The sequence below is a fragment of the Caulobacter sp. UC70_42 genome, from assembly GCF_044056025.1.
In the GTDB taxonomy this organism is placed as follows: domain Bacteria; phylum Pseudomonadota; class Alphaproteobacteria; order Caulobacterales; family Caulobacteraceae; genus Caulobacter.
This window is the reverse complement of record NZ_CP171994.1, coordinates 1,063,023-1,083,696: the sequence shown is the minus strand read 5'-3', so window position 1 is coordinate 1,083,696 and position 20,674 is coordinate 1,063,023. Positions and strand designations below refer to the sequence as shown.

General features: G+C 67.8%; 19 protein-coding genes and 4 pseudogenes. 12 read left to right on the top strand and 11 right to left on the bottom strand.

From position 1 onward, the window contains the following. Positions 1 to 9: 9 nt before the first annotated feature. Positions 10 to 670: pseudogene (locus tag ACHMW8_RS05645) on the bottom strand (class I SAM-dependent methyltransferase). 85 nt (positions 671 to 755) lie between these two features. After that, positions 756 to 1,700: a fatty acid desaturase family protein gene (locus ACHMW8_RS05640; protein WP_395444991.1), complete on the bottom strand. Its 945-nt coding sequence runs from the start codon at positions 1,698 to 1,700 to the stop codon at positions 756 to 758. A gap of 66 nt (positions 1,701 to 1,766) precedes the next feature. Between ACHMW8_RS05640 and ACHMW8_RS05635 the strand changes: the two genes are divergently transcribed. After that, positions 1,767 to 2,129 (top strand): lysozyme inhibitor LprI family protein, encoded by a 363-nt coding sequence (locus ACHMW8_RS05635; RefSeq protein ID WP_395444990.1) that lies wholly within the window; start codon positions 1,767 to 1,769, stop codon positions 2,127 to 2,129. Between the two features lie 3 nt (positions 2,130 to 2,132). Here the strand turns inward: ACHMW8_RS05635 and ubiA are convergent. Beyond that, positions 2,133 to 3,069: pseudogene (gene ubiA, locus ACHMW8_RS05630) on the bottom strand (4-hydroxybenzoate octaprenyltransferase). Between the two features lie 134 nt (positions 3,070 to 3,203). Here ubiA and ACHMW8_RS05625 point away from each other — a divergent pair. Genes ACHMW8_RS05625 through ACHMW8_RS05615 form a run of 3 tightly spaced genes read left to right on the top strand, consistent with a single transcriptional unit; the run spans position 3,204 to position 5,609 of the window. Next, complete coding sequence (locus ACHMW8_RS05625) at positions 3,204 to 3,449, top strand: hypothetical protein (protein WP_125155013.1); 246 nt, start codon at positions 3,204 to 3,206, stop codon at positions 3,447 to 3,449. Between the two features lie 38 nt (positions 3,450 to 3,487). Further along, complete coding sequence (locus ACHMW8_RS05620) at positions 3,488 to 3,784, top strand: DUF454 family protein (RefSeq protein WP_125155014.1); 297 nt, start codon at positions 3,488 to 3,490, stop codon at positions 3,782 to 3,784. Between the two features lie 31 nt (positions 3,785 to 3,815). Further along, the gene (locus ACHMW8_RS05615) at positions 3,816 to 5,609 is read left to right on the top strand and encodes an ABC transporter ATP-binding protein (protein WP_395444989.1); all 1,794 of its coding nucleotides are present in this window, start codon (positions 3,816 to 3,818) and stop codon (positions 5,607 to 5,609) included. Here ACHMW8_RS05615 and ACHMW8_RS05610 read toward each other — a convergent pair whose 3' ends face one another. Then, positions 5,610 to 7,400, bottom strand: a complete 1,791-nt coding sequence (locus ACHMW8_RS05610) for a DUF4153 domain-containing protein (RefSeq protein ID WP_395444988.1) — start codon at positions 7,398 to 7,400, stop codon at positions 5,610 to 5,612. It lies immediately after the preceding gene. A gap of 100 nt (positions 7,401 to 7,500) precedes the next feature. Here ACHMW8_RS05610 and ACHMW8_RS05605 point away from each other — a divergent pair, with 100 nt between their 5' ends. Both ACHMW8_RS05605 and ACHMW8_RS05600 read left to right on the top strand, forming a co-directional pair. Further along, positions 7,501 to 8,997: a S10 family peptidase gene (locus tag ACHMW8_RS05605; protein WP_395444987.1), complete on the top strand. Its 1,497-nt coding sequence runs from the start codon at positions 7,501 to 7,503 to the stop codon at positions 8,995 to 8,997. A gap of 67 nt (positions 8,998 to 9,064) precedes the next feature. Next, positions 9,065 to 9,448: an iron chaperone gene (locus ACHMW8_RS05600; protein ID WP_395444986.1), complete on the top strand. Its 384-nt coding sequence runs from the start codon at positions 9,065 to 9,067 to the stop codon at positions 9,446 to 9,448. Here the strand turns inward: ACHMW8_RS05600 and ppk2 are convergent. After that, a complete protein-coding gene (gene ppk2, locus ACHMW8_RS05595; protein ID WP_395444985.1) occupies positions 9,445 to 10,206 on the bottom strand; it encodes a polyphosphate kinase 2 in 762 nt (253 codons plus the stop codon). The two genes, ACHMW8_RS05600 and ppk2, sit on opposite strands and share 4 nt — an antisense overlap. 46 nt (positions 10,207 to 10,252) lie before the next feature. Here ppk2 and ACHMW8_RS05590 point away from each other — a divergent pair, with 46 nt between their 5' ends. Continuing rightward, positions 10,253 to 10,969, top strand: coding sequence for a 16S rRNA (uracil(1498)-N(3))-methyltransferase (locus ACHMW8_RS05590; protein ID WP_395444984.1), 717 nt, complete (start codon positions 10,253 to 10,255; stop codon positions 10,967 to 10,969). 133 nt (positions 10,970 to 11,102) lie between these two features. After that, a pseudogene (locus tag ACHMW8_RS05585) lies at positions 11,103 to 12,465 on the top strand (glutamate--cysteine ligase). A gap of 50 nt (positions 12,466 to 12,515) precedes the next feature. On the opposite strand, the gene ACHMW8_RS05580 reads toward ACHMW8_RS05585, so the two are convergent. Beyond that, positions 12,516 to 12,653, bottom strand: coding sequence for a hypothetical protein (locus ACHMW8_RS05580; RefSeq protein WP_395444983.1), 138 nt, complete (start codon positions 12,651 to 12,653; stop codon positions 12,516 to 12,518). 84 nt (positions 12,654 to 12,737) lie between these two features. Continuing rightward, entirely contained in the window at positions 12,738 to 13,265 is a 528-nt protein-coding gene (locus ACHMW8_RS05575) for a DUF427 domain-containing protein (RefSeq protein WP_395444982.1), read from the bottom strand. A 91-nt stretch (positions 13,266 to 13,356) separates the two neighbouring features. On the opposite strand from ACHMW8_RS05575, the pseudogene ACHMW8_RS05570 reads away from it, so the two are divergent. From ACHMW8_RS05570 to ACHMW8_RS05560, 3 genes and pseudogenes are all read left to right on the top strand, one after another. After that, positions 13,357 to 13,425: pseudogene (locus tag ACHMW8_RS05570) on the top strand (hypothetical protein); the annotation flags it as partial. 51 nt (positions 13,426 to 13,476) lie between these two features. Continuing rightward, positions 13,477 to 15,372: a peptide MFS transporter gene (locus ACHMW8_RS05565; RefSeq protein ID WP_395444981.1), complete on the top strand. Its 1,896-nt coding sequence runs from the start codon at positions 13,477 to 13,479 to the stop codon at positions 15,370 to 15,372. A gap of 276 nt (positions 15,373 to 15,648) precedes the next feature. Then, positions 15,649 to 16,146, top strand: a complete 498-nt coding sequence (locus ACHMW8_RS05560) for a GNAT family N-acetyltransferase (protein WP_395444980.1) — start codon at positions 15,649 to 15,651, stop codon at positions 16,144 to 16,146. Here the strand turns inward: ACHMW8_RS05560 and tldD are convergent. The 4 genes from tldD to ACHMW8_RS05540 form a co-directional block, all read right to left on the bottom strand. After that, entirely contained in the window at positions 16,143 to 17,588 is a 1,446-nt protein-coding gene (gene tldD, locus ACHMW8_RS05555) for a metalloprotease TldD (protein WP_125155025.1), read from the bottom strand. The two genes, ACHMW8_RS05560 and tldD, sit on opposite strands and share 4 nt — an antisense overlap. A 73-nt stretch (positions 17,589 to 17,661) precedes the next feature. Beyond that, positions 17,662 to 18,474 (bottom strand): GIN domain-containing protein, encoded by an 813-nt coding sequence (locus ACHMW8_RS05550; RefSeq protein WP_395444979.1) that lies wholly within the window; start codon positions 18,472 to 18,474, stop codon positions 17,662 to 17,664. A gap of 19 nt (positions 18,475 to 18,493) precedes the next feature. After that, entirely contained in the window at positions 18,494 to 19,057 is a 564-nt protein-coding gene (locus ACHMW8_RS05545) for a DUF1700 domain-containing protein (RefSeq protein WP_125155027.1), read from the bottom strand. Next, positions 19,054 to 19,380 (bottom strand): PadR family transcriptional regulator, encoded by a 327-nt coding sequence (locus ACHMW8_RS05540; RefSeq protein ID WP_125155028.1) that lies wholly within the window; start codon positions 19,378 to 19,380, stop codon positions 19,054 to 19,056. The genes ACHMW8_RS05545 and ACHMW8_RS05540 overlap by 4 nt, the downstream gene beginning before the upstream one ends. Before the next feature lie 368 nt (positions 19,381 to 19,748). Between ACHMW8_RS05540 and coxB the strand changes: the two genes are divergently transcribed. Beyond that, a complete protein-coding gene (coxB, locus tag ACHMW8_RS05535; RefSeq protein ID WP_395444978.1) occupies positions 19,749 to 20,666 on the top strand; it encodes a cytochrome c oxidase subunit II in 918 nt (305 codons plus the stop codon). Positions 20,667 to 20,674: the final 8 nt, after the last annotated feature.

Sequence of the window (20,674 nt, the reverse complement as noted above, 5' to 3'; positions counted from 1 at the left end):
AGTTCGCCGCTAGGGCAGAGTCCAGACGCTCGTGCGCTTCACGGCGAAGTCCTCGAGCTCGCGGGTGGTCTCGACCTGATACTCGGCCAGCTTCACCAGGTCGTCCCTGCGGAAATAGGTGCGACCCGGGTCGCCGATAAACACCGTCGCGCCGCTGGCCCGGCCCTGCCGCAGCCAGTCCATCACCGCCTCGGCCATCGGCTTTTCGTAGCAGATGTCGCCGGCCAGCAGGACGTCGGCTTCCGGCGGCGGAGCGTCCAGAAGATTTCACATCGGTGAAGGCGACCACGACGCCATTGGCCTCGGCGTTCAGCCCGACGGCCGCCTCGCAGAAGACGTCGATATCGGCGGCCAGCACGCTGACCGCACCGGCCTTCATCGCCGCGATGGCGACGATGCCCGAGCCGGTGGCGAAGTCGATCACGCGCTTGCCGGCGACGGTGTCGGGGTTGTCGAGGATGTAGCGCGCCAGGGCCTGGCCGCCGGCCCAGGCGAAGGCCCAGAAGGGTGGCGGCAGGCCGATCTCTTCCAGCGCCTCTTCTGTCAGCTTCCAGATCGGCGTGATCTCGTCGGCCAGGTGAAGCGACAGTTCCGGCGCGTGTGGCGTCGGCTGGAAGCGGGTGTTGTCGCGGATGAAGGCCCGGCGGCCTTCCAGGGTCTGGACGATCATGCCGGCCTTAGAGCCTGTCCGGTTCAGATGTGAAACAGCGGAAACGGAAAAACAGGCTCGCCGACGAACAAGAGCGCGCCCCAGGCTAAGCGGCGACCGGTTTGCTCGAGGCGGCCTTCAGCACGGTCAGGTAACCCGGGGCGGTCAGCATGCCCGACGTCAGACCCTTCTTCTCCAGCAGCCGGTGCGCCATCGGCAGGTTCCAGCACGGGGTGTGCATGAACAGGTGGTGCTCGGCGTGGAAATTGACGTGATAGGGCGCGATCAGGGCGCGCTCGATCCAGTTGGCGTGGGTGGTGCGAGCGTGGCGGAACGGGTCGGGCTCGTCCTTGGCCACCAGGGCGTGCTCGGCGATGTTGCGCAGGCGGGTGACCAGCGGGAACCAGGTCGCCATCGGCACGATCCACAGGGCGAACCAAGCCCACCAGAGGCCGAGCGCCGACAGCACGATCAGGATGCCGAGGTTCCACAGCAGGAACGGCTTCTGCCGGGCCACCTCGCCGGCGAAGATCGCGCCTTTCGGCTGATCCCCCTTCATTTTGCCCAGCAAAGGCCCGAAGCGCTGCTTGAAGAAGGTCTGGCCGGTCAGGTCGCGGATGATCTTGCGGCGCAGGCTGGCCCGCGTGGTTGGGAAGGGCGCCGACAGGACGAGGTCCGGGTCCTCGGCCTGCTGGGCGTATTTGTGGTGGGTCAGGTGGTAGGGGCGATAGCTGGCGAGAGACGCACCGGTCGGGGCGGCGCACAACCACTCGCCCAGCCAGTCATTGACCTTGAGGTTCGGATGCAGCCCGCCATGCGCGGCCTCGTGCATCAGGATGGCCAGGCCCAGCTGGCGCGCGCCGATCAGCATCACGGCCAGGACGTAGGTCAGCGGGTTGGGAAAGAAGACGAACAGCGCCCCGGCGCCGATGATCACCGCCCAGGCGTGGACGACCATGAAGATCCCGCGCCAGGACGAGCGCGCGGAGATGCGCGTCCATTCGTCGGGCGTGAACAGGTCCTGCGGTTTGACGCGGGGTGCGACGGCCATGGAACGATCATCGCACATTCAGCTTAGGCCTGACAGGATGACCCGACGTCACTTTTTGGAGCCGCCATGCGCCGATTGATCCCCGCTTTCGTTCTGACCGCTGTCTGCGCCGGTGTTTTCGCCATTGGCGCGACGCCCGCCGCCGCCGCCAGCTTCGATTGCCGCAAGGCCCGCACCGCGGACGAGAAGGCGATCTGCGCCAATCGCGACCTCAACGACCAGGACGTGCGGATGGACCAGCTTTACGGGATCACCCGCCATCTCGTGCCGATGGGCGGTCGCGGCGCGATCATGGACGACCAGCGCGCATGGCTGGCGGCCCGCAAGGCCTGCGGCGGCAACCGGGCCTGCCTGGCGCGCAGCTACGACAACCGCATTCGCCAGCTGAACACGGTGATGGAGCGGGTGTACCAGCAAGGGCCGTTCTAGACGTCAGAACCGCACGCCCGGCTTCCACAGTCCGGCGACCAGTCCCGCGAACACGATCAGTCCCGCCACGGCGTTGGACTTGAACAGCTTCAGCGCGCCTTGGCCGTCGTCGACGCGGACGGCGGCCGCCTGCCGCGACAGGTGCAGGGCGAACAAGGCGGCCAAGGGCAGGAACAGTGGCCCGATATTGCCGACCCAGCCGGCCGCGACCACGCAGACGAAGCTCGCCAGGTAGAAGCCCGCCACGCCAATCTGGACGTGGTCGCCCAGGCGTCGGGTCGAGGACTTGATGCCGGCCAGGGCGTCGTCCTCGATGTCCTGGATGGCGTAGATCGTGTCGTAGCCCAGGGTCCAGAAGACGCCCGAGGCGTAGAGCAGGGCGGCCGACCAGGACAGGTGGTGAGTTCGCGGCAGCGTAGCCCAACAGGGCGCCCCAGTTGAAGGTCAGGCCCAGCCAGGCCTGAGGCCACCAGGTGATCCGCTTCATGAACGGATAGCCCGCCACCAGGCCCAGCGACAGCACGCCCAGCCCGATCGCCACCCAGCCCAGGGTCAGCAGGATCATCAGGCTGACCAGGCTGCAGCCGATCAGGAACAGCCAGGCCTGCTTGACGGTGATCAGCCCGGCCGGGATCGGCCGCATGGCGGTGCGGGCCACCTGGGCGTCGAAGTCGCGGTCGACGATGTCGTTGAACGCGCAGCCGGCCGCCCGCATCAGAGCCGCGCCGACGAACACCGCGAGAAGCAACAGCGGGTTGGGCCAACGGCCCTGCTCGGCGGCCGCCAGGGCGATGCCTTGCCAGCCCGGCAGCATCAGCAGCCAGATCCCCGCCGGCCGGTCGAAGCGTCCCAGCTTCAGCCAAGGGCGCAGGCGCTCCGGCGCGTGGCGGTCGACCCAGTTGGTCGCGACGGCGTCGGGGAGAACGGTGGTGGCGGTCATGTGGCGAGGCTTACCGCGCAAACCGCGCGGAATCCCATAGGGAAGATCGATCTCGTCCAGAGAAACAATCAATTGGATTTGTGGGCGCGACGAGACCAAGGTCTTTTTGCAAGTCATTCGCAGGAGCGACAATTATGACCACCGCCGCAATCCGTCTCTCCGGCTGGAGCCTGCTGCTGGCCGGCGTTGGCGCCGGCATCGTCCTGCCCCACCCTGTGACCACCCGCCTGTGGACCGCCGCCGGCAAGCTGTTCGCCCTCGCTGGCGACCACGGCATGGTGGCGCGGCTGACCTCGGCCACCAAGTTCGGCCCGAAGATCCGGCGCGGCCTGAACAGCCGTCCGCCGCGCCGCGTGGGCGGGGTGGCGGAGGCGTTCTAAGGCTTCCGAGCGCGAACGCGACGCGTTAGCTTGGGCGCATGACTCCTGAACCCGCCCGCAAGCCGCGCCGCCGCCTGAGCCGCGTCGAGCGCTGGGTGCTGGATGGCCTGGGCGGGGCGCTGCTGGCGACCGGCGCGGTGGGGATCGTCACGCCGGGCATGCCGACCACGGTGTTCTGGATCGGCGCGGTGCTGTGCTTCCTGAAGACCCGCCCCCACGCCGTGCGGCCGATGCTGCGCGTGCCGGTGGTCGGGCCGGCGATTGTCTGGTTTCTGCGATGGCGACCGTTCGGCGGCGGGCGCAAGCGTAAGCGTCGGGCCAAACGACAGGGCTGACTATGGGGCGGGAAACCCCTATCTCCCCGCCATGACCGACGCTTTCGAGGATGAAGACGAGATCGGCGCCCGCAAGCGCGCGCTGTCCAACCGCCAGGTGCTGGGCTTCGTGGCTCGGTTCTGGAAGCGGCGGCCGGTGCTGTTCGGCTTCGGCGTCAGCCTGACCCTGGTGGCGATCGCCTTCGACCTGGCCTTGCCCTACGCTTCGGGCCACCTGGTCGACACCGTCACCAGCAAGCCGCGCGGCGACGCCAGCGCCTGGTCGGCCCTGGCGATGTTCATCGGCGTCTATTTCGCCTTCGCGGTGATCCGCAACATCGCCCACCGGTTCTGGATCCCGCTGGCGGCCCGGAACATGGAGGAGATGACCAACGAGGGCTTCGCCAAGGTCCAGGCCTTCTCATCGGACTGGCACGCCGACAGCTTCGCCGGCGCGACCGTGCGCAAGCTGACCCGGGCCATGTGGGGCTATGACAGCGTCACCGACGCGGTGACCATCTGGCTGGGGCCGGGGATCATCGTGCTGGTCGGCCTGTCGATCGGCATGCTGCTGCGCCAGCCCCTGGCGGGCGCGGTGTCGCTGGTGGTGGTCGTGGCCTATCTGTCGGTAAACCTGTGGATCACCGAGCGCTATGTGCGGCCCAGCAACCTGCGCTCCAACGCCCTGGACTCCCAGATCGGCGGGGCCCTGGCCGACGCCGTGACCTCCAACCCGACCGTCAAGAGCTTCGGCGCCGAACAGCGCGAGGCCGCGCGCCTGGCCGAGGTCACCGCCGCCTGGCGCGACGCGGTGATGGTCACCTGGAGCCGCTTCACCGACGTCTGGCTGGGCCAGAACCTGCTGCTGGTCGTGCTGCAGGCGGGCCTGACCGGCGCGATGGTCTGGGGCTGGGCCAAGGGTACGGCCACGCCGGGCGACGTCGCCTTCGCCATCACCGCCTTCATGCTGATGAGCGGCTATCTGCGGAACCTGGGCGAGAATATCCGCATGCTGCAGAAGGGCATCGACGACACCGAGGACGTCGCCGCCTGGACGCGCCTTTCGCCGCAGATCGCCGACGCCCCTGGCGCGCCGGACTTCAAGCCGGGCGCGGGCGCGATCGAGTTCAAGGACGTGACCTTCCGCTACAAGGCGGCCGGCGCGCCGCTCTACGACCACTTCTCCCTGAAGATCGCGCCCGGCGAGCGGGTGGCGCTGGTCGGGCCGACGGGCTCGGGCAAGTCGACCTTCGTCAAGCTGGTCCAGCGCCTGCACGACCTGCAGGACGGGGCGGTGATCATCGACGGCCAGGACGTTTCGCAAGTGACGCAGGCCAGCTTGCGTCGCGCCATCGCGGTGGTGCCGCAGGATCCGGCCCTGTTCCACCGCTCGCTCTACGAGAACATCGCCTACGGCCGTCCCGGCGCGACCCGCGAGGAGGTCGAAGCGGCGGCGAAGAAGGCCCGCGCCCACGACTTCATCCTGCGCCTGCCCAAGGGCTACGACACCCTGGTGGGCGAGCGGGGCGTCAAGCTGTCGGGCGGCGAGCGCCAGCGCGTGGCCATCGCGCGCGCCTTCCTGACGGACGCGCCAATCCTGGTCCTGGACGAGGCGACCTCGTCGCTGGACGTCGAGACGGAAGGCCAGGTCCAGGCCGCCGCCGAGGCGCTGATGGAGGGGCGCACGACCATCGTCATCGCCCACCGCCTGTCGACCGTGCGCGGCGCCGACCGGATACTGGTCTTCCAGGGCGGCCGCGTCGTCGAGGAAGGCCGCCATGCCGAGCTGGCGGCGGGGGGCGGGGTCTATGCCCGGTTGAACGCGATCAGCGCGGGCGTGGCGTAGTCACTTCTTGTCGGGGTTGACACCGCCGTCCCTCGGCGGAGCGGCCGACGCGCCGCTGGCCTGGCAGTCCTTGCTCGCGGGCTGGAGGGGAAGGCGGCGACCATCGAGGATCAGGTCGCGACGGGCTACGGGCTCGCCCAGCGTGGGCGGGCCGGCCTTCATCCAGGTTTCGAGGTCATAGCTCTCGCAGCCCGCCAAGGCGATCGCAGTCAGGCTCCAGGTGTGATCCGCGCCTTCCGAGAACACCTTCAGGCGGTCGCCCTCGGCCAGCAGGACTTCGTCCCTGCCGTCGGCGTCGACATCGGCGACCAGGGCCGGACACTGCATGGCGGCGCCAGTGCAGTTCGAGCCGGACGGCTTCGACCAGTCCTGCGCGATGAAGCTCTTGGGCAGAGCCTTGCCGACCGGATAGACGGCCATCGCCTTGAAGTTGGGACGCGCTTCGCTGGCGGCGTAGCGCTTCTCCGTGCTGGCGGCGGCCTCGCGAGCACGCTTGGCGACCTCGGCGTCGGGATGGGCTTTCAGGCGTTCGAGCGCCAGGCGCCCGTACCGACCGCTGTCGAAGCGCAGGAACTGGAAGTCGAATTTCTCCGCCGCGACCTTGCCGCGCTCCAGTCGCTTCACCTGGCTCTCCACCGATAGGCGCGCCGGATCGGCGATCGGGGTGAACAGGGCGAGCAGCAGCAGCACCGAGACGGCGGCCATGATCAGGTTGGTCGGCTCCAGGGTCTTCATCCACGGGCCGGGCCTCAGGGCGGCGATCGCGTAGCCGGCCGTGAAGCCGATCGCGACCACCAGATAGGCGCCGGCGAACACCCGGTCGGGCGTCAGGCCGTACTGGTCGACCCGCAGCCACAGGGCGTAGGCGGCCAGGATCACGATCGGAATCAGCAGCAGGCCGGCGATCCGCGCCGCCCAGCGCGGGATTGTCGAGGGCGGCTCGACCCCGTCCTGATAGGCCGCGTTGACCAGGATGATCAGGGCGGCGGCGGCCGACAGCAGCAGGGACGCGGCGGCCTTGGTGCCCCACAGCGGGGCCAGGCCCGTGAAGGGCAGGGTGGCCAGGAACCCGCCGGCGATCACCACCATCAGCGGCGACAGCCAGGCCAGCAGGGTCAGGCCGACCGTGCGCACGCCGCGCACCAGGCCGGCGCGGGCTTCGGTCAACTGCACGGCCATGTGGACGGCGGCGGCGAACATCAGGCCGGTAGCCGGGAAGGCGAAGGCGGTCTCGCCGATCAGCTTCTGGATCGCCTGGACGCCGATCAGCTTGAACAGCGCTCCCGCCAGGAACAGCAGCAGCCAGAAGGCCCCGGTGAAAGCCAGCGACAGGAACAGCCGGATCAGGTTGGTGAAGGCCAGGTCGAAATAGTCCGCATAGGGCGCGAGCGGCTTGCGGGCGGCGTCGGCCGGCTGGACCAGGTGATGGGCGATGAACAGCAAGGCGGCCGCGGCGATGAAGATCGGCGGCGACAGAGGGCCCGCGCCCAGGCGTTGAGGCTCGGCTCCGGTCCAGGCGGCGTGGACGGCCAGGACCGCGGTCAGGCCGGTCGCGAGGACGGTCCAGGCGATCAGCGCCGCGCGTCGCATGGCCGACAGCGCGGCCAGCGGAATCATCGGGACCATCAGGGCGCAGACCAGCAGCGGCGCGTAGAGCATCGGCACGGTCGCCGGCCAGGCCTTCGACTCGTCGGCCTTCTGCAACAGGAAGAGGGCGATCCCCTGAGCCAGGCCGATGGCCAGGCGCGTCGCGGCCGTCTTTCGCGCCGTCATGGCGTCGGTCGAGCTCATCCGGCGTCTCCCCTTGTCGGCCTCAGACCATCACGCCCGCGCGCGGTTGTGAAGCTTCCCCGCTTGGCTTAGCAATTTCTCCCTCTTTGGAGGGGTAGTAATGAAAAAGCTTTTCCGGGCCGGCGTCGCGGCCCTTCTCGTCACGGCGGTGCTTGGCGGCGCGCCGGCCCTGGCCCAGGACAAGGGCGGCGACAAGCCGGCCGCCGAGGCCAAGTCCGACCTGCCGGCGTTTCCGGCCGACAAGTCCGTCAAGCAGACGGCGACGATCGGCGGCAAGGTGGTCGCGTACACCGCGACCGTCGGCGTGCTGCCGGTGCGCGACGAGAAGGGCAAGAAGGTCGCCGAGGTGGTCTACACCTCGTACATCGTCGACGGCCCGCGTGATCCCAACCGCCCCATCACGGTCGCCTTCAACGGCGGCCCTGGCGCGGCCTCGGTCTATCTGAACTTCGCCCTGGGCCCCAAGCGCGTGCAGTTCGGCGCCGAGGGCGACAGCCCCTCCTCATTCAGCAAGCTGGAAGACAATCCCGCCAGCTGGCTGGACTTCACCGACCTGGTGTTCATCGACCCGGTCGGCACCGGCTTCTCGCGCTCGCTGGTCGGCGAGGACGAGACCAAGAAGCGCTTCTATGGCGTCAAGCAGGACATCGACTACCTGTCGCGCATTGTCTTCGACTACCTGGTCAAGACCGAGCGCCTGGCCTCGCCCAAGTACCTGGTCGGCGAAAGCTATGGCGGCTTCCGCGGCCCGCGCCTGGCCTATGAGCTGCAGACGGACCTCGGCGTCGCCGTGAAGGGTGTCGTGCTGGTCTCGCCGCTGCTGTCCAGCGCAGGCCGCGCCAGCCAGGAGGTTTCGCCCCTGCCGGCCATGTGGACCCTGCCGTCCATCGCCGCCGCCAAGCTGGAGCGCGACGGCAAGCTGACGCCCGAGACCATCAAGGCCGTCGAGGACTATACGCGCGGCGAATACATGGTCGACCTGATGAAGGGCTCGGACCCCGCCGCCCTCGACCGTCTGACGACCAAGGTCTCGGCCATGACGGGCCTGGATCCGACCTATGTCCGCCGCGCTGGCGGCCGCCTGGAAACCCAGTCGTTCCTGCGCGAGGTGTTCCGTGACAAGGGGCGCCTGGGCAGCCGCTACGACAGCAACGTCACCGCGCTGGATCCCTTCCCCAACGCGCCCGAGCAGGAGGTCAACGACCCGATCCTCGACGCGATCATCGCGCCGACCACCAGCGCCATTGTCGACTTCACCACCCGCGTCGTCGGCTGGAAGCCCGAGGCCCGCTACGAGGCCCTGTCGGGCAACGTCAACCGCCTGTGGGATCGGGGTCGCGGCGCCGATACCGAATCGGTCACCGACCTGCGCAAGGTCGTCTCGGTCGATCCGAAGCTGAAGGTCCTGATCGTGCACGGCTACAACGACCTGTCGTGCCCGTTCTTCGCCTCGCGCCTGATCGTCGACGCCATCCCGGCGACGGCCAATGGTCGCGTGACCCTGGCCAACTATCCGGGCGGGCACATGTTCTACAGCCGCCCCGACAGCGGCGCCGCGTTCCGCCGGGACGTCATGGCGGTGTACGCCGGGAAATAAGGGCAAGCGATGTCGGCGGGGGACCGTCCCGGACGTTCTTTGGTCCAAGCGATCTGAGGAGCACCCGATGATGAAGCCCCCCGCCGCGTCCATCGACGACTATCTGTCCAAGCTGCCCGCCGAGCAGCGCCTGGCCCTCGAGACCCTGCGCGGCCAGATCCGCGCGGTGGTCCCGCAGGCCGAGGAGACGATCAGTTACGGCCTGCCGACCTTCAAGCTGAACGGCAATCTCGTTCATTTCGGCGCGGCCGCCAGGCATTGCGCTTTTTATCCGGGCGCGGTGATCGAGGCGTTCGCCGAGCGCCTGGCTGGGTTCGAGACCGCCAAGGGCACGATCCGCTTCCAGCCCGAGAACCCGCTGCCGCCGGAGCTTGTCCGGGACATCGTCACCTACTGCGTGGCGCGGAACCTCGAGATCGCCGCCGAGCGGGCGGCGCGAAAGGCGCGCTAACGCGCCAGCCGCCCATCCTTCAGCGCCGCCGGCTCGAACGAGAAGATCACGCTGGGATCGGGCTTGGCCACGCCCTTGGCCAGTTTCTTGTCGCCGGCCGCGTGCAGCAGCCAGCGGATGACGTTGAGCCGGGCTTCCTTCTTGTGGTCGGCGCGCACGCAGATCCACGGCGCGAAGTCGCTGTGGGTGCGCATGAACATCTCGTCGCGGGCCTTGGTGTAGTCGTCCCACTTTTCCTCGGCGACCTTGTCCAGGTCGCTGGTCTTGAACGCCTTCAGCGGGTCCTCGCGGCGGGCTTTCAGGCGCTGGGCCTGCTCTTCGCGGCTGATGTCGAGCCAGAACTTGACGTAGCGCAGGCCGTTCTCGACCAGCATCCGCTCGAAGGCGGGCACGTCGCGCAGGAACTGCTCCTGCTGCTCGGGCGTGGAGAAGTCCATCACTCGCTCGACCCCGGCGCGATTGTACCAGGAGCGGTTGAAGATCACCGCCTCGCCGCAGGCCGGCAGGTAGTCGACATAGCGCTGGAAGTACCACTCGCTGCGCTCGCGGTCGTTGGGCTTGGGCAGGGCCACGACCGTGGTGGCGCGCTTGGACAGGTGCTCGGTGACCCGCGCGATCGTGCCGTCCTTGCCGGCGGCGTCGCGGCCCTCGAAGACCACCAGGATCTTCCAGCTGTCCTTGATCGCCTTCTTCTGCATGGCGATCAGGGCCAGCTGAAGCTGGGCGAGTTCGTTCTCGTAGTCGTCGTGCTTGCTCATGCGCGGAGCCTACCCCCGGAAAGAGGAGTTGCGCTAGAAGAGCCGCATGATCCGTCTTTTCGTTCCCAACGATCTCTCCGCCGGGGCCGGCGTCGTCCCCACCGTCGACCAGTCGCGCTATCTGACATCGGTGATGCGTCTGGGCGTCGGGGCCGAGGTGGCGCTGTTCAACGGCCGTGACGGCGAGTGGCGCGCGGCCATCATCGAGTCGACCAAGCGCGGCTGCCTGCTGAAGGCCGAGGAACAGACCCGGCCAATGGAGACCGGGCCCGACCTCGATCTGATCATCGCCATGGTCAAGCGCGGCCGGGTCGAGACCATCGTCGAGAAGGCCGCCGAGCTCGGGGCGCGCCGGGTGCGGCTGACCGTCACCCGCCGCACCAACGTCGATTTCGTCAAGCTCGGCCGCCTGGACGCCATCGCCATGGAGGCCGCCGAGCAGACCGGCCGCCTGGACGTGCCCGAGGTCGCCGACCCGGTGAAGCTGGACAAGATTCTCGATGACTGGGATCCGGCCCGGCGTCTGGTGTTCTGCGACGAGGGCGGCGATGCGAAGCCGGCGATCGAGGCGCTGGCGGGAACAGGCGCGCCTGCGGCCATCCTGACTGGTCCGGAAGGCGGTTTCGCGCCGGAGGAACGCGAGCGGCTGCGGGGACTTTCCTTCGTCACGCCGGTGTCGCTTGGCCCTCGCATCCTGCGGGCCGACACCGCCGCGATCTCGGCCATGACCTTGTGGCAGGCGGCCGCGGGGGATTGGCGGTAAAAATATATGCTCAAGGTCGCCCCTTGAGGTTCGCAAAGAAAACGCCCAACTGGGCGAGACTGAAGTTCGCCGTCGGCGGAGAGAATGGGCCCTCTCCTCCCGCAGCATCGCACCCTGGGGAGGGACGGCTTGCATGGCCGACACCGCTAACGTCCAAGAGCGTCAACTGACGCTCGCTGATCTGACCGAATATTTCGCTCAAGGGTCCAAGCCCAAGGAGCGTTTCCGGCGTCGGCGCCGAGCACGAGAAGTTCGGCTTCTATCTCGGCTCGCACGCGCCGGTGCCGTACGAAGGCGACAAGGGCGTCCACGCCCTGCTGACCGGGCTTCAGCGCTTCGGCTGGAAGCCGGTGATGGAAGGCGAGGTCATTATCGGCCTGGAACGCAACGGGGCCAATGTCAGCCTGGAGCCGGGCGGGCAGTTCGAGCTTTCCGGCGCGCCGTTGGCGACCATGCACGACATTTGCGACGAGACCGGCCAGCACCTGGATGAGGTCAAGACCGTCGCCGACGAGCTGGGCCTGGGCTTCGTGGGCCTGGGGTTCTCGCCGCTATGGACGCGCGAGCAGGTGCCGGTCATGCCCAAGGGCCGGTACGTCATCATGCGAAACTACATGCCCAAAGTGGGCAATCTGGGTCTCGACATGATGCTGCGCACCTGCACGGTGCAGGCCAATCTCGACTTCTCCAGCGAAGCCGACATGGTCGCCAAGTTCCGCATGAGCCTGGCCCTGCAGCCCATCGCCACGGCCTTGTTCGCCAATTCCCCGTTCACCGAAGGCAAGCCGAACGGCTTCCTGTCAGCCCGGGCGAATGTCTGGACCGACACCGATCCGAACCGCACGGGCCTGCTGGACTTCGTGTTCGAGGACGGCTTCGATTTCGAGCGCTACGCCCGCTACGCGCTGGACGTGCCGATGTATTTCGTCAAGCGCGGCGACAAATACATCGATGTGGCTGGACGATCCTTCCGTGACTTCATCGAGGGCAAGCTGCCCGAACTGCCGGGCGAGATCGCCACGATCAAGGACTTCGCCGACCACACCACGACCGCTTTCCCGGAAGTGCGTCTGAAGACCTATCTGGAGATGCGCGGCGCCGACGCGGGCCCGTGGAGCCGCCTGTGCGCCCTTCCGGCGCTGTGGACCGGGGTGTTCTATGACGACGCGGCCCTGGCCGCCGCCTGGGACCTCTGCAAGGACTGGACGCTGGAGGATCGCGAGGGCCTGCGCCGCGACGTGCCGAAGCTGGGCCTGAAGGCGACCGTCGCCGGCCGCTCAGCCCAGGACGTGGCCAAGGACTTCGTGGCCATCGCCAAGTCGGGCCTGAAGAACCGCGCCAACCTGAACGGCGGCTTCCTGGACGAGACCATCTATCTGGGCGAGCTGGAGCAGATCGCCGACAGCGGCGTCACCCCCGCCGAAAAGCTGCTGTCGCTCTACAACGGCGCATGGGGCGGCGACATCAGCCGCGTCTTCACCGACTGCGCGTACTGAGATCGCGGGGGAGCGTGGCTGTCTCCAGCCACGCTCATGAGTCCGGCGCTCTAGAAAAGCGCCCGCGCGCCGACGATGAGGGCCGCCCAGAGGCCGATGGCGGCCGCGAGCGTGAAGAGCCGGCCCCAGGCGAGGTGGCGAACGGGATTGGTCGCGTGAACAGCCCGATCATATGAGACGTAGGCCATGGTTTCCTCCGCGCCCCTCTGACGGGAGCTGAACCGCATGGTCACGCTCCCAAAGGTTAAGGCCGGCTTAAGCTCGGCGCCGCGCTAGGGCGCGCCGACGCCCTTGTAGGGTTGGTCGATGTCCTGCTCGGTCCGTTCCGGATCGGGCATGTCGACGTTCGGCGGCCAATGATCGGCTTGGCTGCGGCCCGAACCGCTGTCGGTGTGACGGACCACGTCGTCGACACTGACCTTTTCGGTCTCGGTGGCCTTGAGCTCGCCCAGTTCGAACTCGACGTGCTCGGGATAGAAGGCCACGCGATTGGCGATCTGGCCGACCGCCGGGAACGGCGTCTCGTACGTCCAGACGGCGTTCTCGACCACCTTGGCGTCGCGATAGATCGTGAAGTAGCTGGCGTCGCCCTTGTAGGGACAGTGGGTTACCTTGTCCGTTCGGCGCAGGAACATCATCCGCACGTCCTCGCGCGGGAAGTAATAGACCGGCGGGTAGCTGGCTTCCTTCAGGACCAGGACGTCGTCGCTGTCAGCGATCTCGTGGCCCTCGAACAGGACGCGCACCGCGGCCGGCGATCGGTCGATGGTGATGGGGTGGCTTTCGTCGGGGATCTTCATGGCGGGTTCCCGTCTAAAGGGTTCGCCTAGCCAAACGCGCGGGGCGACCGCCAAGCTCCCGGGGCAAACATGGGGCCGTTCACGTCAACGGCAAGCCGTTGCTTGTGAAACCGTCAGCCGCGTGATCTTCTCCCCGCCAAATTGGGGTCGACGGGGATGATTTGACCGGGGGGTCAGGTTCCCGTCTCTCGTCATGTTTCAAGGCTAGCGTATGAATATCGTCATCGCCGCGGGGATCCTGGTCACGCTCGTGACCGGCATTCCCGTCCTGGTCCAGCTGCTGCGCGGCCACCCGCGCGGCCTGATCATCTGCTTCCTGGCCGAGATGTGGGAGCGCTTCTCCTACTACGGCATGCGCGCCATCCTGATCTTCTATCTGACTCAGCATTTCCTGTTCGACCCGAAGGTCGCGTCCGGTCACTACGGCTCCTACACGGCCCTGGTCTATCTGCTGCCGCTGATTGGCGGGTTCCTGGCCGACAAGTGGCTGGGCACGCGCAAGGCGGTCGCGTTCGGCGCGATCCTGCTCGTCGCGGGCCATCTGGCCATGGCGATCGAAGGCAAGCCCGCCGTGCAGACCCTGACCTATCAGGGCGCGACCTATGAGTTCCAGGCCGAGGGCCGCGGACAGGACCGCGTGGCCAGGCTGGTGGTGGCGGGCAAGCCCTATGACGTGGCCGCGACCAAGGCCGGCGACTTCGCGATCAAGGACCTGCCGGCTGGCGCGCCGCTGCCCGCGGTGCTCCCGAAGGCGGACTACAAGCTGGACGTGACGGGACGCGATCCGCTGTACCTGAATATCTTCTGGTTCTCGCTGTCGCTGATCATCCTGGGCGTCGGCTTCTTGAAGCCCAACATCTCGACCATCGTCGGCCAGCTGTACCCGCAAGGCGATCCGCGCCGCGATCCGGGCTTCACCCTCTACTACTACGGCATCAACCTTGGCTCGTTCTGGGCCTCGATCCTCTGCGGCCTCTTGGGCGTGAACGTCGGCTGGTGGGCGGGCTTCGGCCTGGCCGGCGTCGGCATGCTGGCCGGCTTCGTGGTCTTCGTGCTGGGCAAGCCCTGGCTGGAAGGCAAGGCCGAGCCGCCTCAGCCGAAGGTCCTGAAGGAAAAAATCCTGGGTCCCATCAACCGCGAACTCGTCATCTACGCCGTGTCCCTGTTGGGCCTGATCGGGATCTTCTTCCTCGTGCAGTTCAACGCCGTGGTCGGCGTCGCCCTGAACATCGGCATCCTGGCCTCGCTGGGCTACATCGGCTGGTTCATGTTCCGCAAATGCGACAAGCAAGAGCGCGAGCGCCTCGCCCTGGCCGTGTTCCTGATCTTCGGCGCGGTGGTGTTCTGGACGCTGTTCGAGCAGGCCGGCTCGTCGCTGAGCCTGTTCGCCGCGACCAATGTCCAGCTGGATCTCGTCCGCGAGCCCGTCCGGCTGTTCGACGGCGCGGTGACCCTGGCCACGCCCGAGCAGCTGGCCAAGGCCGGCATCGACGCGGCCTCGACCTTCTGGGTCAACACCAGCTTCAACGCCCCGCAGACCCAGGCCCTGAACGCCGGCTGGATCCTGATCTTCGCGCCCATCCTGGCCGCGCTCTGGACCTTCCTGGGCGCTCGCCGAAAGGATCCCAACCCGGTCGTCAAGTTCGGCCTGGCCCTAATCCAGGTCGGCGCCGGCTTCCTGCTGCTGCAATGGGGCTCCACCTTCGCCGACGGCGCCTTCAAGATGCCGCTGATCTTCCTGGCGCTAATGTACATGCTGCACACCACCGGCGAACTGTGCATGTCGCCGGTCGGCCTGTCCCAGATGACCAAGCTGTCGCCCGCGGCGGTGGTGTCGTTCATGATGGCCGTCTGGTTCATGGCCGTGGCCATCGCCCAGTGGGTCGGCGGCAAGATCGCCGGCCTGGCGGCCACAGAGACGGTCGGCGGCCAGGTGCTGGACCCCGGCGCGGCGCTCGCCGCCTCGCTGAAGGTGTTCAACATCATCGGCCTGGTGTCGGTGGTGATCGGGATCGGCTTCCTGCTGCTCTCGCCGATCCTCAAGAAGTGGTCGCACGGCGCCGACGACACCACCGCCCCGCAGGTCGCCGACGTCTCCGGAGCCTAGCCAAAAAGGAACGAAGGGCCCCAGCATGGACTGGGGCCCTTCTCACGAGGCGCGGAGGGGCCGCGCCTCGACCCCAGGTGGGACCGTCCTTCGCGGTGGCTCAAACCCCGAAGTCCGTTTCCGCTCCTACCCGAAGCTCTTTGGCGAAAACCTGGAGCCAGGGTGGCGCTCGCCGTGCCGCTAGGGAAGTTACAAGCCCGACAGGTGGATTAAACCTTTGCAAGGTTGCGCGGGGCGGGCCTGGCCCATAGGTCCGTGACTCGACGGAGGGGCCCGATGACCGACCTTGTGACGCCGCTGACGACCGACGACCTGACCGGCGCGGACGGCCAGGCCCTGCTGGCCCTGAACAACGCCCACGCCGTCGAGCTGTCTTGGCTGGAGCCCGAGGGCCTGACGCATCTGGTCGGCGAGGCCTTCGTCGCCCGCCGCGTGGGCGTGGCCGACGCCCTGCTGCTGACCTTCGACCAGGCGGCCGACTATGACAGCGTCAACTACCTGTGGTTCCGCGAGCGCTATCCGAGCTTCGTCTATGTCGACCGCGTCGTGGTGGCCGACAGCGCGCGGGGCAGGGGCCTGGCGCGCAGGCTCTATGACGCCCTGTTCGCGGCGGCCAAGGCGGCGGGCCACGACCGTATCGTCTGCGAGGTCAATTCCGATCCGCCGAACCCGGCTTCGGACAGGTTCCACGCCGCGCTCGGCTTCGTCCCCGTGGGGACGGCGGAGATCCACGGCGGGAAGAAGACGGTGATCTATCTGGAGCGGAGGCTCTAAACCGCCGTCCCGCCCACCGTCAGGCCTGTGATCTTCAGGCTCGGCTGGCCGACGCCCACGGGCACCCCCTGGCCGGACTTGCCGCAGACGCCGATGCCCGGGTCGAAGTCGAAGTCGTCGCCGATCATCGTCACCCGGGTCAGGGCGGACGGGCCGTCGCCGATCAGGGTGGCGCCCTTGACCGGGGCGGTGATCTTGCCGTCCTCGACCAGATAGGCCTCGGTGCACTGGAAGACGAACTTGCCGTTGGTGATGTCGACCTGGCCGCCGCCGAAATTGGCGCAGTAGAGGCCGCGCTTCAGCGAGGCGATCATTTCCCGGGGATCGTCCTGGCCGGCCAGCATGCCGGTGTTGGTCATGCGCGGCATCGGCATGTGGGCGTAAGACTGGCGACGGCCGTTGCCGGTGGCCTTCATGCCCATCAGGCGCGCGCTCATCCGGTCGTGCATGTAGCCGACGAGGATGCCGTCCTCGATCAGGATCGTGCGCTCGGTGGGCGTGCCTTCGTCGTCGATGGTCAGCGAGCCGCGGCGGCCGGGCAGCGAGCCGTCGTCGAACACGGTGACGCCCTTGGCCGCCACGCGCTCGCCGATGCGGCCCGAGAAGGCGCTGATGCCCTTGCGGTTGAAGTCGCCCTCCAGGCCGTGGCCGACGGCCTCGTGCAGGAGCACGCCGTTCCAGCCGGGGCCCAGCACCACGTCCATCTCGCCGGCCGGGCAGGCGACGGCGTCCAGATTGACCAGCGCCATGCGCAGGGCCTCATCGACCTGGTCTTGCCACTTGTCGGGGCTGATCCAGGCGGCGAAGCCGGCGCGGCCGCCGGCGCCGGACGATCCGCTTTCGCGGCGGCCGTCCTTCTCAACGGTGACCTGGACATTGACCCGCACCAGCGGGCGGACGTCGCGGAGCAGCTTGCCGTCGGCGCGCAGGATCTCGACCACGCGGCGCTCGCCGGCCAGCGAGGCCATCACCTGCACGACGCGCGGATCGCGGGCGCGGGCGAAGGCGTCGATCTCCTGAAGCAAGGACACCTTGTCGGAGAAGTCGGGCGCGCTGACGGGGTCGTCCTCGCCGTAGAGGCGCTCGTTGGTCGAGCGCGGACCCTCGGCGCTGACGCCGGCGTGGCCGCGCTTGGCCAGGCTGGCCGAATCGGCGGCGCGGCGGATGGCGGCTTCGGAGATTTCGGCGGCGTGAGCGTAGCCGGCCGTCTCGCCGGCCACGACGCGCAGGCCGAAGCCTTCGCCGCTGTCATAGGAGGCGCTTTTCAGGCGTCCGTCGTCGAAGACGAAGGCCTCGCTCTCCGAACGTTCGAGAAACAGTTCGCCATCGTCGGCGCCGGCGAGGGCTTCGCCGAGTATCGACTGGGCGCGGTCGCGGTCGACGCCGGCGGCGTCCAGAAGGGAAGGGGCGGCCAAGGAAGAGGCGGAGAGCGGAGCGTTCATAAGCCTACAGGTAGGCCTTCCGAACGCGTCCGTCACCCCGCCCCTTTTGTCGCGAGGACCTTCGCAGCCCTGATCAGTATTCGCGGCGGATCTCGCCCGAGCCGCTGATCTCGCTGGTCACCGTCTTGGGTTCGGTGCGCAGCTCGACGTCGCCGCTGCCGGAGATGTCGATCTTGGCCTTGTTGGTGGCGAACAGGGCGCCGCCGCCGCTGCCCGAGACGTCGAACACCGCGTCCATGGCCTTCAGGTCGGTCAGATTGACGTAGCCCGAGCCCGAATTGTCCACCGCGACGGTCTCGACCCGGCCGGCGGCCTCGACGTCGCCGCTGCCGCTGACCGACACGGCCAAGGCCGGGTGGTCGTACTTGCGGACTTCCAGGTCGCCCGAACCGCGGACGTCGAACTTGGTGACGTCCGGGGCGATGACCGTGATCCTCACCCGATCGGAGTCGCTTTCGACATGCACGCCGAACGCGTTGATCGTGATGCTGTCGTGGTCGACGCCGTCGTTGTCGGCCAGGGTGATGCGGCCGCCGTCGACGCGCAGGCGGTCGATGTAGCTCCTGGGGCCCGAGGCGACGATCTTGGCCTCGGCGCCCTGGACGAAGACCACGTCGACCGGCAGGTCGATGATCAGCTCGTCCTTGCCCGTCCAGGCGAAGGTGCGGTCGACGCTGGGCTCGGCGTGCCGGCCCTGGACGAAGTGTCGTCCGGTGCGGACCACCTTGCCGTTCTCGCGGATGACGATGGTCTCGTCATGCTCCAGCGGCAGGGTCCAGCCATTCTTGAGAATGTCGGGGCCGGCGAGAGCCGCCACCCCGGCGAAGCAGCCGACGGCGAGCACGAAGCTGGCCCCGGCGACGATGAGCGTATTGCGGATCAACATTGTCCCCTCCTAATGCCGCTCAGGCTTGGTCCATGGCCGGCTTCAACAGCCGGAAGTGAAGGCGGGCGTACCAGACGACCGCGTTGAAGACCCCGACGGTGGCCAGGGTCAGCAGGGCGCCGAGGCAAGTGGCCACGCCCATCATGCCCAGCCCCGCCAGGAACGCGGTGAGCGGTCCGCCGGGCGGTCCGGTCAGCGGGCCGGCGGCGAAGACGAAGCCGCCCGCGATGAAGATGGTCACGACCGCGACCAGCATCCCGAACAGGACGCCCAGCACGCCCATCAGCAGGGGCAGCAGGAACATCACGTCCAGGGCCCCCAGGCCCAGCAGGGCCAGGACGGCGGCCAGGGCGTTGGAGGGGTTCTTCTTCTCCTCCCACTGCTTGAGACCGTTCTCGGCGCGCAGTTCGCGGGCCAGGCGGTCGGGATCGCCGAGGGCCGCCGCCGTTTCGGCTTCGCTGCGGCCGGCGGCTTGCGCGTCGGCGAAGTGCGCCTCGTGATCGGCGACGATGTCGGCGATGGTGGTCACCGGCAGGCCGGCGAGACCCCGACGCAGGCGGGTGATGAACTCGGCGCGGTTCATGCGGCGGCTCCCACGATGTCGTTGACCGCTCGCGAGAACGCCGACCATTCGGCCTTCTGCTGCTCCAGGCTTTGGCGCCCGGCGGTGGTCAAGCGGTAGTATTTGCGCGGCGGACCACTCTGGCTTTCCACCAGGTAGGTCTCGACCAGCCCATCCGACTGCATGCGGCGCATCAGCGGATAGATCGTCCCTTCCCCCATATCGATGTCCCTCGTCAGCCTGCTGGCGATCTCGTAGGCGTAGCTGTCGGCGTGCGAGAGCAGGGCCAGCACGCACAGCGCCAGCACGCCTTTCTTCAGTTGGATTTCAATCGTTTCCGGCACGGCGTCCTTGCCTCCGTTGATGCTCTCTTCTACCGCCAGGTACTGAGTGGTGCAAGGTACCTACTTATGAAGGATACGTAATGATCCGGACGGACGTTTTTGGGCTTGATGAGAACGGTTCTCGACTGGAGCGGCCCTGGGCCGGGATAACGGGCAATCCCATGCCGCGCGCGTGGTCTCTGGCGCTTGGCAACCGCTAGGGATGCGCGTATGCAGCCTCCGGACCGATCCTTGGGCGGGCTGCCGTCGACGCGCGATTCTACGCAGCGCGTAGTCGATTGTGGGGCGCTCTGGGATCGTAATATGCAAGTCGGCGTGGCGCGGCCTTGATCGGGCTCAAACCGCCGCCGAAATGGGCCGTGAGGGATATGAAGGCGCAATTTTCGGGGATTCGGCGGATCATGACGGGCGCGTCCGCCCTCGCCGCCACGATGATGTTCGCGGGGAACGCCCTCGCCGAGGATCTGCTGGGCCAGCCGACGCCGGGAGCGATCGATCTTCAGCCGGCCGCCTCGGTCCTGAAGCACGACGCGATCCGCTTCCACAACCTGGTGCTGATGCCGATCATCACGGCCATCACCCTGCTGGTCCTGGGCCTGCTGATCTGGATCATCGTTCGCTATAACAAGAAAGCGAACCCGGTCCCGGCGAAGTTCAGCCACAACACCACGATCGAGATCATCTGGACGGTCGTCCCGGTGCTGATCCTGATGCTGATCGCGATCTTCTCGTTCCGCCTGCTGTTCGCCTATAACAACATGCCCAAGCCCTACATGACCGTGAAGGCCACGGGCTATCAGTGGTACTGGGGCTACGAGTACCCGGACCAGAAGATCAGCGAGATCGTGTCGCTGCCGCTCACCAAGGAGCAGGCCGACGCCAAGAAGGTTCCGTACCTGCTGGCCGCCGACAAGGCGATGGTCGTCCCGGTGGGCCAGGTGGTCCGCGTCCAGGTCACCGGCGCCGACGTGATCCACGCCTTCGCACTTCCGGCCTTCGGTCTGAAGATCGACGCCATCCCGGGCCGCCTGAACGAAACCTGGTTCAAGGCCGAGAAGACCGGCGTCTACTACGGCCAGTGCTCGGAGCTCTGCGGCGTCGACCACTCGAACATGCCGATCGAGATCCAGGTGGTCTCGCAGGGCGAGTTCGACGCCTGGGTCAAGGAAAAGGTGGCGCCGCCGGCTCCGGCCGCCGCGCCGGCCGCCGCCGTGACCCCCGCTTCCGCTCCCGCCGCCGCTCCCGCTTCCGCTCCGGCCGCGGCTCCCGCCGCGCCGGCGGCCTAAGATACGAT